Consider the following 15,466-nt stretch of genomic DNA (forward strand, 5'->3'; position numbering starts at 1 on the left):
CCGCCCGATCCGATCCGAGCGACAGGAGCCCGATGAAACCGGCGCCGCTGACCTGCCACAGCCCGACCACCCTCGACGAGGCCGTGCGCCTGCTGCACGACCTCGGCCCCGAGGCGAAGGTGATCGCCGGTGGGCAGAGCCTCGTCCCCGTGCTCAACATGCGGCTGGCCACCCCGGCCCACCTCGTCGACATCACCGGCCTGCCGGGACTCGACGAGATCCGGGTGTCCGCCGAGGCGGTCGAGGTGGGCGCGCTCGTCACCCACCGGCGCCTGGAGCAGGACGACGCGGCGCATGCGGCGCTGCCGCTGCTGAGGCAGGCGCTGGTCAACGTGGCACATCCGGCCATCCGCAACCGCGGCACCACCGTCGGCTCGCTCGCCCACGCCGACCCGAACGGGGAGATGCCGATGATCCTGGCGCTGACCGGCGGATCGGTGACGGCCGCCTCGGTCCGCGGGGAGCGCACGATCACCGCGAGCGAGCTGTTCGTCGGACCGATGGAGACCGTCCTCGAACCCGACGAGATCCTCGTGTCCGCCCGATTCGGCCGGTTCGCGGAAGGCACCCGCACAGCGTTCACCGAGCTCACCCGGCGCTCGGGCGACTACGCGCTGGCAGGTGCAGCGCTGGCCCTGCAGGTCAGCGACGGGCAGCTGCGCACGGCGCGGATGGGCTTCGTGTCCGTCACCGAGCTGCCCGACGCCCTCGACCTCACCGAGCTGGTCGCGGGCCGGCCCGCGAGCACCTCGGCAGACATCGCCGAGGCGGTGGTCGAGCGCGTGACCGAGCACATCGCACCCGAATCCGACATCCATGCCACCGCCGACTACCGCCGGCACCTGACGGGTGTGCTCGCCCGCCGGCTGCTCACCGAGCTCACGGCCGACATCCCCGCGAGAGGAGCAGCGTGACCACCGACAACGCCCCCGGAACCTATGACCTCGAGGCCGGCCGGGAGCGCACCCAGCCGGTCGCGCTCACCGTCAACGGCGTCGAGCACCGGCTCGACATCCCGGGCCGCCGACTGCTGTCGGACGCGCTCCGCCACGACCTCGGGCTGACCGGCACCCACGTCGGCTGCGAGCACGGGGTGTGCGGCGCCTGCACCGTGCTGCTCGACGGGCAGCCGGTGCGCTCGTGCCTGATCTTCGCGGCCACTGTGCAGGGTCGCGAGATCACCACGGTCGAGGGGATCGGCGACGACCCGGAGCATCCGTCCCCGGTGCAGCAGGCGTTCATCGACAGCCACGCGCTGCAGTGCGGCTTCTGCACGCCGGGGTTCATCACCACGATCGAGGCGTTCCTCGCAGAGAACCCCGACCCCAGCCGCGAGGAGGCCCGGGAGGCCATCTCCGGGAATCTGTGCCGCTGCACCGGCTACCAGAACATCGTCACCGCGGTGTGCCGGGCCGCCGAGCTCAAGCGCGCGGCCGGCCGCGCCACCGCCGGCTGTGCGGGATGCCCCGGCAGCGGGACCGCCGCGGGGGAGGAGCAGCCATGACCACCCGCATGTTCGGCCAGCGCATCAAGCGCCGCGAGGATCCGCGGCTGGTCACCGGCAACGGCCGCTACGTCGACGACCTCGGCACCGGCGCACTCGAAGCGGCGTTCGTCCGCAGTCCGCACGCGCACGCCCGGATCCTCGACATCGACGTCTCCGGCGCCCTCGACGTGCCCGGCGTGGTGGCGGTGTGGACGTACGAGGATCTCGTCGGGAAGCTCGCCGAGCCGCTGCCGATGCTGCTGCCGCACCCCGCGATCGAGGCGCCCGTCACGGGGCACGTGCTGGCCAAGGACGAGGTCAACCACGTCGGCGAGGCGATCGTCATGGTGATCGCCGACGATCGCTATCTCGCCGAGGACGCGGCCTCCCGCATCGAGGTCGAGTACGAATTCCGCGACGCGGTCGTCGGCATCGAAGCCGCCCGCGACGGTGCCGCCCTGGTGCACGAGGAGGCGCCGGGCAATATCGCCGCCCACCTGGTGCAGGAGGTCGGTGATGCGCCCGGTCGGATCGCCTCGGCGGCCCACGTGCTCGAACTCGACCTCGACATCGAACGCAGCGCCAGCATGCCCATGGAGGGCAAGGGCGTGCTGGCCCGCTGGAACCGGGAGGACGGCTCCCTGCGGGTCCACTCGTCGACCCAGACCTCCACCGGCGTGCGCGCCGCGCTCGCAGCCCGGCTGGATCTGCCGCTGAACAAGGTCGACGTCATCACCCCCGACGTCGGCGGCGGCTTCGGCGTCAAGATCAACCATCCCTGGCCGGAGGAGCTGGCCCTCGGCGCCGCGGCGAAGGTGCTCGAGCGGGAGGTCAAGTGGACCGAGGACCGGCGCGAGCACTTCATCTCCTCGGCGCACGAGCGCCAGCAGCTGCAGCGGGTCCGGGTCGGATTCGACGACGACGGCCGGATCGCGGGCCTGGACGTGCAGTTCTGGCACGACAACGGCGCCTACCTGCCCTACGGGGTGATCGTCCCGCTCAACACCTCGACGCACATCCTCGGTCCCTACGACCTGCCCGACTACCGCGTCGAGTACTACTCCCTCTACACCAACACCGTCATCGTCACCCCCTACCGAGGCGCCGGTCGGCCCCAGGCCGCCTACCTGATGGAGCGGACGATGGATGCCGTCGCCGACTACCTGGGCCGGGACCGCACGGAGGTGCGCCGGCGCAACTTCGTCCGCGAGTTCCCGCACCCCATCGGCCTGACCATGCAGGACGGCCGCGAGGGCATCTACGACTCCGGCGACTACGACACCTCGCTCGACAAGCTCAAGGCCCTCGTCGGCTGGGACGACTTCGCCGACTACCGCCGCGAGGCCGAGGCCGCGGGCCGCCGGGTGGGCCTGGGGATCGGCTGCTACGTGGAATCGACCGGCGCCGGCCCCTACGAGGGCGGCCACATCGAGATCGAGACCACCGGTAGGGTCAACGTCGCCACCGGCCTGACCAGCCAGGGGCAGGCCCATCAGACGGTGCTCGCCCAGATCGTCGCCGACGAGCTCGGCGTGCCGATCGAGATGGTCAGCGTCACCACCGGAGACACCCGCAAGATGGGGTATTCGGTGGGCACCTGGGGTTCTCGCGGCGCCGTGATGAGCGGCAACGCGGTCCACCTGACGGCCAAGAAGGTCAAGCAGAAGGCGCTCGCGGTGGCCGGCCGCTCCCTGGAGGTCGACCCGGCCGACCTGGAGATCGTCGACGGGATCGTGCGGGTCAAGGGCGATCCGAAGGCGCAGATGCCGCTGGCGATGGTGTCCGTGCTGTCCAACCCGCTGCGCTACGCCTTCGACGACACCGCCCGCGCGGCCACCCAGTTCGCCGGCAAGCAGGACGAGACGAAGCCGCCGATCGCCGAATCCGACAAGCCCGGGCTGGAGGACTCCGACTTCTACTCCCCGGTGCGCTCGACCTTCGCCTCCGGCATGCACGCCGCGATCGTGGAGACTGACCCGGAGACCGCTGACATCAGGATCCTGCGCTACTGCGTGGTCCACGACTGCGGGCCGATGATCAACCCGATGGTCGTCGAGGGGCAGGTGCACGGGGGAGTGGCCCAGGGGGTGGGCGGCGCGCTCTACGAGAAGATGGCGTACGACTCCTCCGGGCAGCTGCTCAACGCCTCCTTCATGGACTTCCTCATGCCGTTCGCCGCCGAAGTCCCCGAGATCGAGACCGACCACCTGGAGACCCCCAGCCCGCTCAACCCGCTGGGCATCAAGGGCGCCGGCGAGGCCGGGACGATCCCTGTCAGCGCGGTCATCGCCTCCGCGGTCGAGGACGCCGAGGGCTTCCCCATCACCCGGATGCCGATCTCGCCGCCCGAGCTGTGGGAGCTGCGCCGCCGGCACGATGCCGGCGAGTGGCCCTCGCTGCGCCGGGGCTGAGCACCGCAGCCCCTGACCCGCGCAGCCCCCGACCCGAGCAGACCCGATCCTGACCTCCGCACCTTCCGACCCACCGAAAGGGAGAACATGCAGATCACCGGCACCGCCCACATGGCAGCCGACCCGCAGACGGCCTGGGACGCCTTCCACGACACCGGGGTGCTCCAGCGCACCATCCCGGGAGTGCAGACCTTCGAGGAGCTCGGCACAGGTCGCTATCTGGTGACCGTGAGCCTCGGCGTGGCCTCGATCAAGGGCAGCTACAAGGGCGAGGTCGCGTTCGCGCAGGAGGTCGAGCCGACGTCGTTCGTCCTGACCATGAAGGCCGCCGGCGGGGCGGGCACGATCGGGGCCGACATCTCGGTCGAACTGGCGGAGGGCTCCGACGCCGGCAGCGACGTCACGTGGTCGGCGGATGCCGTGGTCGGCGGCGCGATCGGCGGAGTCGGGCAGCGGATGCTCGGCGGCGTCGCCAAGCGGATGGCGACCAAGTTCTTCGCCGACATCGACGCCGACATCGCCGGTGCCCGGAAGGTGCCGGCCGGTGCGCCGGTGGAGGGCGCCGAGGCGGTCGCCGGCCCGGCGGCCGAGCTGGGAGCCATCGCAGCGCCGGAAGGAGCCGGCGTCGTCAGTGACCGGGACGGCAGGGACGCGGCCGGGCGACCCGCCCTCGTCGATGCTGCAGCGTCTGCAGGCGGGGGCCCCGGTGCTGCTCTCGGCAGTGTGCCTGTGCTGCCCGCCGGATTCGCGCTCGGCGTGGTCCTGGGCGCCGGGATCGCGCTGGCCGGGGTCGCCGTCGGCGCCGCACTCGGCAGACGGTAGCCGGCTCTGATCCGACGTGCGGTCACTTCTCGTCGAAATCAGCCGAATCTTCAACGAGAAGTCACCGCAAGATGCAGAACCCTCCTCCTGGTCCCGAACCCACCTCCGATCCCGAACCTGTCCCGAATCCCGTACCCCAATCGGAAGGAAACCCCATGCCGGAGCCGATCGAAGTCCGCAAAGTCCCGCTCCACAGCGTCACCGACGCCTCGGAGCTCACCAAGCTCATCGACGACGGAGTCCTCGAAGCCGACCGAGTCATCGCCATCATCGGCAAGACCGAGGGCAACGGCGGCGTCAACGACTACACCCGGATCATCGCCGACCGCGCCTTCCGCGAGGCGCTCGTGGCCAAGGGCGCGGCCAAGGACAAGGTCGACCAGATCCCGATCGTGTGGTCCGGCGGCACCGACGGCGTGATCAGCCCCCATGCAACGATCTTCGCCACCGTGGATCCGGAGTCGGTGGAGAAGACCGAGGACAAGCGGCTGTCGGTGGGCTTCGCGATGAGCGAGCCGATCCTGCCGGAGGAGATCGGCCGGATGGGCATGGTCGACAAGGTCGCCGAGGCGGTGAAGGTCGCCGCCGAGCGCGCCGGGATCTCCGACACCGCCGACGTCCACTACGTCCAGACCAAGACCCCGCTGCTGACCATCGACACCATCCGCGATGCCCGCTCCCGCGGCAATGACGTGTTCACCGAGGACACGCTGACCTCGATGGACGTCTCCAACGGCACCACCGCGCTCGGGATCGCGAAGGCGCTCGGCGAGGAGACCGACCTCAGCGACGACGACATCATGCGCGAGCGCGGCAAGTACTCCGCGGTCGCGTCGTGCTCCTCGGGAGTCGAGCTCGACCGGGCTCAGGTGGTCGTCGTCGGCAATGCCGCCGGAGTGGGCGGACGCTACCGGATCGGCCACTCGGTGATGAAGCACGCTCTCGACGCCGACGGCATCTGGAACGCCATCAGGGACGCCGGCCTCGATCTGCCGGAGCGGCCGCACCGGGACGATCTGCAGGGCCGACTCGTCAACGTGTTCCTCAAGTGCGAGGCGAGCCAGGACGGGCGCGTGCTCGGCCGGCGCAACGCCATGCTCGACGACTCCGACGTCCACTGGCACCGCCAGATCAAGGCCGCTGTCGGAGGTGTCACCGCCCAGGTGACCGGCGACCCGGCGGTGTTCGTCTCGGTGTCGGCGGCCCATCAGGGTCCCGACGGCGGCGGCCCGGTGGCGGCGATCGTCGACCTCGGCGACGACCCCACCGGATACACCTATCAGGAGTGATGCCCTGCCCGTGACTGTGCCGCCAGAGCACCGGCGGATCGGGGCCGGACCGTCATGGTCCGGCCCGATTGTCGAACCCCTAGAATTGGCGCCATGTCCGTGCCCAAGATCGTGCTCTTCTATGTCTTCACCCCACTGCCCGACCCCGAGGCGATCCGCCTCTGGCAGCATGCGCTTGCCGAGGGCTGTGGCCTCACCGGCCGCATCATCGTGTCCGAGCACGGCATCAACGCCACCGTCGGCGGCGAGATCGACGACGTGAAGAAGTATGTGCGCGTCACCAAGAGCTACGCACCGTTCAAGACGGCCGACATCAAGTGGTCCAACGGCACCGGCGACGACTTCCCGCGACTGAGCGTCAAGGTCCGTCCCGAGCTCGTGACCTTCGGCGCCTCCGACGAGATCACCGTCACCGAGGACGGGGTCCAGGGCGGCGGCGAGCACCTCAGGCCGGGTCAGCTTCACCGACTCGTCGAGGAGCGCGAGGACGTCGTCTTCTTCGACGGCCGCAACGCGATGGAAGCCCAGATCGGGAGGTTCAAGGACGCGATCGTGCCCGAGACGGGCACCACGCGCGACTTCCTCGCCGAGATCGAGTCCGGCAAGTACGACGATCTCAAGGACAAGCCGATCGTCACGTACTGCACCGGCGGCATCCGCTGCGAGGTGCTCAGCGTGCTCATGAAGAATCGGGGCTTCTCCGAGGTCTACCAGCTCGACGGCGGAATCGTCCGGTACGGGGAGTCGTTCGGCAACTCCGGTCTCTGGGAGGGGTCGCTCTACGTCTTCGACAAGCGCATGCACATGGAGTTCGGCGAGGGCGCGGAGTCCCTGGGACGCTGCGTCTCCTGCAACACACCCACCCCGCTGTTCGCCAACTGCGCCGACGAGAGCTGCCGCCGCCAGTTCCTGCGCTGCGAGGACTGCACCGAAGCGGGCCGTCACCCTCACTGCGAGGAGTGCAGGAGCGCGGTGCAGTCGGCCTGAGCCCCGCCCGGACCGTGCGCCCAACGACCCCGTTCACCTGATGTTCGCCGAGGTGAAAGCGGCCATCCACCCGAATTCGCGAGCGCCGGGGCCTGCACTATTCTGATGGCCATGGCAGTCAAATCCCCCGAGTCCGAGGCTGTGCCGAAGACCCACAAACTCCCCGCCGCCGGCCGCGATCGACGCCCCCTGATGATGGCTCTCGCGATCGTCCTGATCCTGGTCGGCGCGATCGCCAGTGCGCTGATCGCATTCAGCGCCGGCAGCCGCAGCGACGTGCTCGTCGCCGTCCGCGACATCGAACCCGGACAGACGATCAGCGAGGCCGACTTCACCACTGCCCGCGTCGGCACCGATGCCGCCGGCATCATCCCGGCGGATTCCCTGGAGAACTTCGTCGGCTCCCATGCGGTGTCGCTGATCCCGCAGGGCACGGTCGTCAACCAGAACATGTTCGTCTCCGGATCGGCGATCCCGTCCAACGGCGAGGTCGTCGGGCTCGTGCTCACCCCCACCCAGCGGCCCAGCGAACCCCTGGCCTCGGGCGATGTCGTCCGCCTCTACCAGGGCGCCGGTGTCGAGGCCGGCGGTGGGACCGGCCAGGTGCTCGTCGAATCCGCGCGGGTCGTCAGCGTCATCGACGCCGGCGGCAACCTCAGCGTCTCCGTGCTCATCGGCTCCGATCAGGCCGCGACGCTGGTCCCCTCGGCAGCGGCCGGCCAGGTCGCGGCGACGAAGCTCGCGCAGGGCACCCGCCCCGGCGTGGACTTCCTGAGTCAGTGAGGCGCCCGCGATGACTCTCATCTCACTGGCGTCGGCCAAGGGCGCGCCCGGAACCACCACGCTCGCCCTCCTCGCGGCGGCCCTGTGGCCGCGCACTTCATTCCTCGTCGATGCCGATATCCGCGGCGGCGACCTCGCCTACCGCATGCCCCTGGAGGTCGGCGGACCGGTCGACCCGGATCGCGGACTGATGTCCCTGATGCCGCTGGCGCGCAAGGAGCTGCCCCCGCAGGTCATCGCCGAGCACGCCCAGACGCTGCTCGGCGGGACCGAACTGATCGCCGGACTCTTCGAGCCCGAGCAGGCCACCGCTGTCCAGCAGCTGTGGCCGTCGATCGGCAGAGGCTTCGCCCAGGTCACCACTCACGACGTCATCGCCGACCTCGGCAGCCTGTGGGCTTCGGCGACCCACCTGCCGCTGGCGAAGGAGTCGGCCGCCCTCGTCTTCGTCATGCGCCCCCGCCCGGCCGACGTCATCCACACCCGCCGCCGGCTGGCCAAGCTCCGCTCCGCGCTGCCCGCGGCCACCCCGCGGTTCGGTGTGGTCGTGGTCGCCGAGGAGCGCGATGCACGCGACGCCGAGGGCGCCTTCGCCGCGCTGGGTGAGGACGTGCATCGCCACACCGAATACCTCGGCCACCTCGCGCTCGACCCCAAGGGCGTCGGGATGTTCGAGGGACAGGTGATCAACCGGCCCGAGCGGACCGTCCTCGTCCGCTCGGGACTGCCGATCGTCGAGCGGATCGCGCAGCTGGCCGACATCCGGATCGACCGCGCGGAGATGGTCGCCGCCGGGGCGATCCCCGAGCAGCGGGAGCCGCGCCGCCGGCGCCGGCCCAGGCGCAGCGGACAGCCGGAGGACGCCTCGGCCGGTGAGGTGGGCAGCAGGAGCAGCGGGACTGACCGGATCGAATCCCTGCTGGAACCCGCTTCCTCCCACCAGCACCAGGCCCAGCACCAGCCTCAGAGCATTGCCCAGCCCCAGCGCTTTGCCGAATTTCCCCAGCCCGCGGTCCAGCAACCGGCAGCGGCGGCGCACCCGGGGACGGTCCCGCAGCCCCCGCCCGCCCCGCCGGGACCGCCCATGCAGGCCCCGGCGACCGCCTCGGCGGCCGGCCCGGCACCGAGCAGTCGACGCGAGATGAGAGGTCGGCAGTGATCGAGAACCAGAATGAGCTCGTCCGCACCCTGCGCGGGCGGGTGGCGGACCGGCTCAACCAGCAGCGCCGCGCCGATGAGATGGCAGGACGGGCTGCGATGTCCTCGGAGGACGAGCGGCAGTTCGCCAGGTCGCTCATCATCCAGGTGCTCGAGGACTACGCCCGCGAGGAGATCTCCTCGGGCCGCACCCCGCTCACCCCCGAGGACGAGGCGGACGTCGCGAACGCGATCCACGCCGCCCTGTTCGGCGTCGGCCGGCTGCAGCCGCTGCTCGAGAACCCGGAAGTCGAGAACATCGACATCAACGGCTGCGACCAGGTGTTCGTCGGCTATGCCGACGGCAGCGAGCGGATGCACGACCCGGTCGCCGAGACCGACGAGGAACTCGTCGAATTGATCCAGATCCTCGCCTCGAACGTCGGCCTGTCCTCCCGCCCCTTCGACTCCGCGAACCCGCAGCTGGACCTGCGGCTGCCCGACGGGTCCCGCATGTCCGCGGTGATGGGCGTGTGCACGCGGCCCGCGATCAGCATTCGCCGCTCCCGCCTGGGCAAGGTGTTCCTGCGGGACCTCGTCGCCTCCGGCACCATGAGCCTCGACGTCGCCGAGTTCCTGCAGGCGGCGGTCACGGCGCGCAAGAACATCATGATCGCCGGCGCCACCAACGCCGGCAAGACCACCATGCTCCGGGCGCTGGCCAACTGCATCCCGGCGCACGAGCGGCTCATCACCGTCGAGCGCGCGATGGAGCTCGGGCTGGAGAGCTTCGAGGACCTGCACCCCAACGTCGTCGCCTTCGAGGAGCGGCTGCCCAACTCCGAGGGCATGGGCGGAGTGTCGATGGCCGAGCTCGTGCGACGCTCGCTGCGCATGAACCCCTCCCGCGTGATCGTCGGTGAGGTGCTCGGCGACGAGATCGTCACCATGCTCAACGCGATGAGCCAGGGCAACGACGGCTCCCTGTCGACGATCCACGCGAACTCCTCGATGGAGGTGTTCAACCGGATCGCGACCTACGCGCTGCAGGCGCAGGAGAACCTGCCGGTCGAGGCGACCCACATGCTCATCGCCGGCTCCATCAACTACGTCGTGTTCATGCGGCGCAAGGAGTTCCCCGACGGCACCCGGCGCGTGGTCGAGTCCATCCGCGAGGTCACCGGGATCGACGGCCGGGTGCTGTCGAGCGAGATCTTCGCGCCCGGGCCGGACGGGATGGCTGTCGCCCACGCCCCGATCGAGGCGGCCGACGACCTCGCCGCGCACGGCTACGAGCCCGCCGTCGTCGGACGGTGGTGACATGATTCCGGGTCTGGAGGGCATCGGCTGGCAGGTGCCGGCCGCGCTCGGCACCGGCGCGCTGTTCGGCGGGGCGGTGTTCCTGCTCGTCGTCGCGTTCACCGGCTGGCCGCTGGGTCCCGTCGATCCGGCCAAGCCGGGCAGGCGGCGCCGGCGCGCGGTCGGGGCCCGCTCGCTGCAGAGCCGGCTGCTCTGGGCGGCAGCGGCATTCCTCGTCATCCTGGTGCTCACGCGCTGGCTCGTGCCCGCGGTCATCGCGGCGCTCATCGCCGCATTCTGGGATCAGCTGGTCGGCAACTCGAAGGTCGAGCGGCTGGCGATCCTGCGGCTCGAGGCGCTGGCCACGTGGACCGAATCCCTGCGCGACACCATCGCCGGTGCCGTCGGCCTCGAGCAGGCGATCCCGGCCAGCGTCAGCGCCACCCCGCCGGTGATCCGTCCCCAGCTCAACCTGCTGGTCGACCGGCTGCGGGTGCGCGAGCCGCTGCCCGACGCGCTCCTGAAGTTCGCCGACGACCTCGACGATCCCAGTGCCGACATGATGGTGTCCGCCCTCGTCCTCAACGCCCGGCTGCGCGGGCCCGGCCTGCGCGATGTGCTGACCTCGCTGGCCGCCTCGACCCGCAACGAGCTCGACATGCGCCGACGGGTGGACGCCTCCCGAGCCGGAATCCGGCGCAGCGTGCAGATCGTGCTGTTCATCGTCCTCGGCGTGATGGGCGGGATGACCCTGTTCAACCGGGACTACGTCGAGCCCTACAGCTCGCTGCTCGGCCAGATCGTGCTGCTCGTCGTCGCGGCGCTCATCATCGGCGGGCTGTGGTGGCTGCGCCAGCTCGGCCAGCCCGAGACCCGCGACCGGTTCCTGGTGACGAAGTGATGATGCCGGCTGGACGACGAGCGGCCGCTGCCGACGATCGGGCCCACGGCGCCGAGTGGGGGGAAGTGACGTGACCCTGTTCTGGACGATGGCGGCCGGCGGCCTGATGGGTCTCGGCGCGTACCTGCTGATCCGCGTGTTCTACCACCCCAAGCCCGGCGTCGCCTCGCTGGTGGCCCGGATCGACGCGGGCCAGAAGTCGATGCGCACCTCGGTGCTCACCGACCTCGAGAAGGCCGGCGATCAGGCGACGACCTGGTGGCAGCAGATCTTCGAGCAGGTCTCCGACGCGCTCGAATCCTGGGCTGCCGAGCGCGGCTGGACGCTGGGCGGGGTCGGCAAGGACCTCGCGATCATGTCGCAGTCGGTGGGCGGCTTCCTCGCCACCTCGGTGTTCACCGGCCTGTTCCTGTTCGTGCTGGCGCCGATCCTGTGGGGTCTGACTCAGCTGTTCGGGGTCGGCCTGCCCGGCGCGATCCCGGTGCTCGTCGCCATGCTCCTCGGCTTGCTGGGCCTGGCGATTCCCTACCTCTCGCTCAAGCAGGAGGCCGCGAAGCGGCGCAAGGACTTCCGCAAGGTCGTGGGCATCTTCCTCGATCTCGTGGCCATGAATCTCTCGGGTGGCCGCGGGCTTCCCGAGGCGCTGCTCGCCGCCGCCTCGGTCAGCGAGCACTGGGCGCTGGTCCGGGTGCGGCAGGCGCTCGCGAATGCGCGGCTGCTGGGCGTGAGCCCGTGGGAGGCGCTCGGGGAGCTCGGCGAGGCGATCGGGGTCGAGGAGCTCACCGACCTGGCCGGAGCCTTGGGCCTGGCGGCCAACGACGGGGCGAAGATCCGGGCGTCGCTGACGGCGCGTGCGGAGACGCTGCGCGCCAAGGAGCTGTCCGAGGTCGAGGGCAAGGAGGGGGAGCGGTCGCAGTCGATGCTGCTGGCGCAGATGCTGCTGAGCGGCGGCTTCCTCCTGTTCCTGGCCTTCCCGGCGGTGGGACAGCTGATGGAGCTGTAACGGCCGGTGCTGACCCCGTCTCGCGCTTGCGCTGACCCGGTGATGCGCGCGAGGTTTCGTCCCTGACGGCGGAAGGTTTCACCCCTGTGTCAACATGTGTTCATTCTGCGACGCGAACCTGGCTCGAAAGTTCAGACTGGGCGTTTAGAGTTGCCTCTGGACTCCCACCCCTCCTCGTTACCCGATGTTAGGAACCCCCACGATGAAGCCCTTCTTCGATGACCTGATGAACCTGCGCGCGACCCTCGACCGCGCGCGCAAGAGCGACGACCGCGGTGCCTCCGCAATCGAGTGGGTCGTCATCACCGCGGTCCTGGTCATCGCGGTCTCGGTGGTCGGCGCGATCGTGATGAGCATCGTGCGCGAGCGCTCTCAGACCCTCGAGACGTGCGCGAACAACGCCGCAGAGGGCAACTCGTGCGAGGGTGCGGCCGTTCCCGGCGGAGCCCCGGATGACGTGGCCGCGCCGGCGGCCTCGGTGGTTCCGGCAGGTGCAGCGGGTTCGGCGACCGATCCCGCGAACCTGCTCTGAGGGCCCTGCCCGGACCCGATCTCCCGATGCAGCACTCTCCCTCCCATCCCCGGCCCGCACCCGACGATCCACCCGGCAGCGTCCTGAACCGCGTCTGCCGCAGCCTGGGCGAGATGATGCGGGGAGACCGGGGCGCCTCGGCGATCGAACTGGCCTTCCTCGGCCCGGTGATCATCGTCATCATCTTCTTCTCGATCCAGTCCGGTCTGTACTTCTACGGCCGCAACATCGCCGTCCAGTCGGCGCGTGAGGGGCTGGCGCAGATGCGGCTCTTCCCCGACTACCAGGCCTACCTGGAGGGCAGTCCGCAGGTGCGCAGCTACACCGAGTCCTTCGCCCAGCAGCTCGGGAGTGAGTCGCTGATCAATGCCGAGGTGGAGTCGTACTACGACGGGGAGTCCGGCGAGGTGACGGTGCGGGTGACGGGCGACGTGATCACGCTGGTGCCGGGTCTGAACCTGTCGGCCACCGGTGAGGCGTCGGGCCAGATCGAGCGGTGGGAACCGGACATGGTGGCGCCGTGAGGGGCGGAGCGGAGAGAACTGGCACGGTGAGAGAGCGGGTGCGCGATCGGGGTTCGATGTCGATCGAGCTCGTTCTCATCATGCCGATGCTCCTGGGCGTGCTGGCTCTGGTCTTCGCGTTCGCGCGGGTGTCGATCGTGACGTCGAACTTCGACGCGGGCGTGCGCGACGCGGCTCGGGCTGCCACGCAGGAACGCAACGTGTACGCCGCTCATCAGGCCGCCGAGGCGACCCTCGAGAACGCCGCCTCCCGCGCCTCTCCGGGTTGTGCTGAGACTCTCCACGTCGAGAGCATCGATACCTTCCAGCCTGGACATCCGGTGGAGATCGTGGCGACCTGCGAGTACCCGATGGTCGATGTGATGGGCTTCCTGCCGGGAAGTTTCACGATGAGGAGCAGCTTCACCTCGCCGCTGGACCCCAACCGTGGGATCGAGAGCACCACGTCATGAAGGATTTTGGATACACGGCGTGGGGCGGCGTGAGGGGTTGGGCACGGGGGAGCGATCTGACCGATGACGAGGGCTCGATCTCGCCAGTCCTGCCGATCATGGCGCTGGTCATCCTGCTCCTCGGGGCACTGGTAGTCGATTCTGGCCGGCAGCTGGATCTCCGTGCGAGGGCGATCGCCTATGCGCAGGAGGGTGCGCGTGCAGGCGCGTCGCAGATCGATCCGACGCGCACGGACCTCGTGCTGATCCCTGAGCAGGTGAGTCAGCAGGTGACGGTCTACTGCGAGGAGATCGAACAGCGCGCCGACGTCGAATCGTGCGTGTACCTTGGCATTCAGGAGGACCCTGAGGACGAGAACAAGCCGTTGATCGTCAAGGTCAGCGTGGACATGAAGACTCCGGCCAGTCTGCTCAATATGGTCGGGGTGCGCGAACTGACCGCGTCGGGAGAGGGGCAGGCTCGGCCGTTCCAGGGCGTGCGCGAAGTCAACGATCAGCCGGACTCCGGATACGAGCCCGATCCCGATTCGGAGATTCCGGAAGATGGAAGCCCACCGGGTGGTCAACCGGGCCCCGGCGGCGCTGGTGGGCCTGGCGGCCCTGGTGCTCCTGGTGGGCCTGATGGCCAGGGAGGACCTCGTGACCAGGACGGACCGGGTGCTCCCGATGATCCTGGTGCACCAGGAGGACAGGCAGGACAGGACTCCACAGGCGACCAGGACGGTACGGCGCCCAGGCTCGGGAACTAGTCGTTGCCAGGTCTCGTCGTGTGACCTCGCGAAGCCGGTGATTGCTACCAGCCGCGTGCTCATCTCAGAAGGGCGGTGGGTCGTGGTTGGGTCGGAGTCGCCGGTAGCCCGTGCCGAGGGGTTCGGTGTCTTCGAAGGGCAGCTCGATGTCCGGTGACTCCCCGTGGTTCGGTTCCGGCTGCTGATTCGCTGGTCTCGTCCCGTGGGAATCTGTCCCATTCGGTGGGTCGTCACATTGCGGCTTGGCGGCGTCCCAGGATATCTCCCCGGTGCTGTCTGAAGGCTCGTCGGCGGTGGGCAGACGTGCACTTCCTGGAGGCCGCCCAGCGCTGTCTGGAGGCCCGGCATTGTCCGGAGGCCCGGCATTCCGTGGTGATTCTCCGCTTTCGGGAGGCCCTGCATCGGTAGGCCCGGTGTCGTCCGGAGGTCTGCCGACCTGCGGAGGTGCGGCAGGGCCTGTCGGCCCGGTGTCATCCGCTGGTCGGCCGTCCGGTGATTCTCCGGCGGCTGGGCGGGTGGTGAAGCAGTCGGCGTGCGCCTGATCGATGGGCCGATCCGGCGGATGGTCGTCGTGGATGATGCCGTGGGGCAGGAGCCAGCGGATGATTCCGTCGGGTCCGTGTTCCAGCCGCAGCTTCCCCCGCGTCTTGAGCTGGTGATGCCGTTTGCACAGCGGATGGAGGTTGTGCAGATCGGTCCGACCGCCGGCTTTCGGGTTCTGGTGGTGGTAGGGGATGGCGTGGTCCTGTTCGCAGGTGGCTGCCCGGCGGGTGCAGCCGGGTGCGGTGCACCAGGGCCGCTTCTGGACCAGTGTGATCTTCAGGGCGTTGGGGATGGTGTAGGAGCGGGCGACCTCGTCGACGATCCGTCCGCCGGCCGGGTCGGTGAGCACCCGGTACATGACATTGGTATGGGAGACGAACTCGCGCGCCATCTCCGCGGGGATCGGTGATCCGTCGGCGAACAGCCCGGGCAGGTCGGCGTGCCGGGTCAGGGTGAGCGCGGGCACGGTGACGACGACGCCGGCTTGGCGGCGCAGCCATTCCCCACTGCTGGGACAGGCCACCTCCACCCACTCACCACCGGCAGCA

General features: G+C 69.8%; 16 protein-coding genes. 15 read left to right on the plus strand and 1 reads right to left on the minus strand.

Annotated elements, in window-relative coordinates; genetic code table 11:
* Window positions 1-32: 32 nt before the first annotated feature.
* The 15 genes from LXN01_RS12470 to LXN01_RS12540 all read left to right on the plus strand — a co-directional run bounded on the left by LXN01_RS12470 (window position 33) and on the right by LXN01_RS12540 (window position 14,375).
* A complete protein-coding gene (locus tag LXN01_RS12470) occupies window positions 33-914 on the plus strand; it encodes an FAD binding domain-containing protein (RefSeq protein ID WP_236865645.1) in 882 nt (293 codons plus the stop codon).
* Entirely contained in the window at window positions 911-1,504 is a 594-nt protein-coding gene (locus LXN01_RS12475) for a (2Fe-2S)-binding protein (protein WP_336885271.1), read from the plus strand. The genes LXN01_RS12470 and LXN01_RS12475 overlap by 4 nt, the downstream gene beginning before the upstream one ends.
* Window positions 1,501-3,897, plus strand: coding sequence for an aerobic carbon-monoxide dehydrogenase large subunit (gene cutA / locus LXN01_RS12480; protein WP_236865646.1), 2,397 nt, complete (start codon window positions 1,501-1,503; stop codon window positions 3,895-3,897). Before LXN01_RS12475 ends, cutA begins: the two co-directional genes overlap by 4 nt.
* An 87-nt stretch (window positions 3,898-3,984) precedes the next feature.
* Window positions 3,985-4,719 (plus strand): SRPBCC domain-containing protein, encoded by a 735-nt coding sequence (locus tag LXN01_RS12485; RefSeq protein ID WP_236865647.1) that lies wholly within the window; start codon window positions 3,985-3,987, stop codon window positions 4,717-4,719.
* Window positions 4,720-4,874: 155 nt separating this feature from the next.
* A complete protein-coding gene (gene bar, locus LXN01_RS12490) occupies window positions 4,875-6,008 on the plus strand; it encodes a barbiturase (RefSeq protein ID WP_236865648.1) in 1,134 nt (377 codons plus the stop codon).
* A gap of 93 nt (window positions 6,009-6,101) precedes the next feature.
* Window positions 6,102-6,995, plus strand: coding sequence for an oxygen-dependent tRNA uridine(34) hydroxylase TrhO (trhO, locus tag LXN01_RS12495; RefSeq protein WP_236865649.1), 894 nt, complete (start codon window positions 6,102-6,104; stop codon window positions 6,993-6,995).
* Between the two features lie 111 nt (window positions 6,996-7,106).
* Window positions 7,107-7,778: an SAF domain-containing protein gene (locus LXN01_RS12500; RefSeq protein WP_236865651.1), complete on the plus strand. Its 672-nt coding sequence runs from the start codon at window positions 7,107-7,109 to the stop codon at window positions 7,776-7,778.
* 10 nt (window positions 7,779-7,788) lie between these two features.
* Complete coding sequence (locus LXN01_RS12505; RefSeq protein WP_236865653.1) at window positions 7,789-8,937, plus strand: hypothetical protein; 1,149 nt, start codon at window positions 7,789-7,791, stop codon at window positions 8,935-8,937.
* Window positions 8,934-10,235, plus strand: coding sequence for a TadA family conjugal transfer-associated ATPase (locus LXN01_RS12510; protein ID WP_236865655.1), 1,302 nt, complete (start codon window positions 8,934-8,936; stop codon window positions 10,233-10,235). Before LXN01_RS12505 ends, LXN01_RS12510 begins: the two co-directional genes overlap by 4 nt.
* Before the next feature lies 1 nt (window position 10,236).
* Window positions 10,237-11,115 carry a type II secretion system F family protein gene (locus LXN01_RS12515; protein WP_236865658.1) on the plus strand — a complete coding sequence of 293 codons (879 nt, stop codon included), beginning with the start codon at window positions 10,237-10,239 and terminating at the stop codon, window positions 11,113-11,115.
* 70 nt (window positions 11,116-11,185) lie between these two features.
* The gene (locus LXN01_RS12520; protein WP_236865660.1) at window positions 11,186-12,118 is read left to right on the plus strand and encodes a type II secretion system F family protein; all 933 of its coding nucleotides are present in this window, start codon (window positions 11,186-11,188) and stop codon (window positions 12,116-12,118) included.
* Between the two features lie 202 nt (window positions 12,119-12,320).
* A complete protein-coding gene (locus tag LXN01_RS12525; RefSeq protein WP_236865662.1) occupies window positions 12,321-12,650 on the plus strand; it encodes a hypothetical protein in 330 nt (109 codons plus the stop codon).
* A 26-nt stretch (window positions 12,651-12,676) separates the two neighbouring features.
* Window positions 12,677-13,174 carry a TadE/TadG family type IV pilus assembly protein gene (locus tag LXN01_RS12530; RefSeq protein WP_236865664.1) on the plus strand — a complete coding sequence of 166 codons (498 nt, stop codon included), beginning with the start codon at window positions 12,677-12,679 and terminating at the stop codon, window positions 13,172-13,174.
* A 56-nt stretch (window positions 13,175-13,230) separates the two neighbouring features.
* On the plus strand, window positions 13,231-13,626 hold the full coding sequence (locus LXN01_RS12535; RefSeq protein WP_236865673.1) for a TadE family protein: 396 nt from the start codon (window positions 13,231-13,233) through the stop codon (window positions 13,624-13,626).
* The gene (locus tag LXN01_RS12540; protein WP_236865675.1) at window positions 13,623-14,375 is read left to right on the plus strand and encodes a TadE/TadG family type IV pilus assembly protein; all 753 of its coding nucleotides are present in this window, start codon (window positions 13,623-13,625) and stop codon (window positions 14,373-14,375) included. Before LXN01_RS12535 ends, LXN01_RS12540 begins: the two co-directional genes overlap by 4 nt.
* A 64-nt stretch (window positions 14,376-14,439) precedes the next feature.
* Here LXN01_RS12540 and LXN01_RS12545 read toward each other — a convergent pair.
* Window positions 14,440-15,466 (minus strand): HNH endonuclease signature motif containing protein (locus LXN01_RS12545; protein WP_500676687.1); only part of this gene is annotated, 1,027 nt, incomplete at its 5' end.

It is taken from the genome of Brevibacterium daeguense (assembly GCF_021729135.1).
Lineage (GTDB): Bacteria > Actinomycetota > Actinomycetes > Actinomycetales > Brevibacteriaceae > Brevibacterium > Brevibacterium daeguense.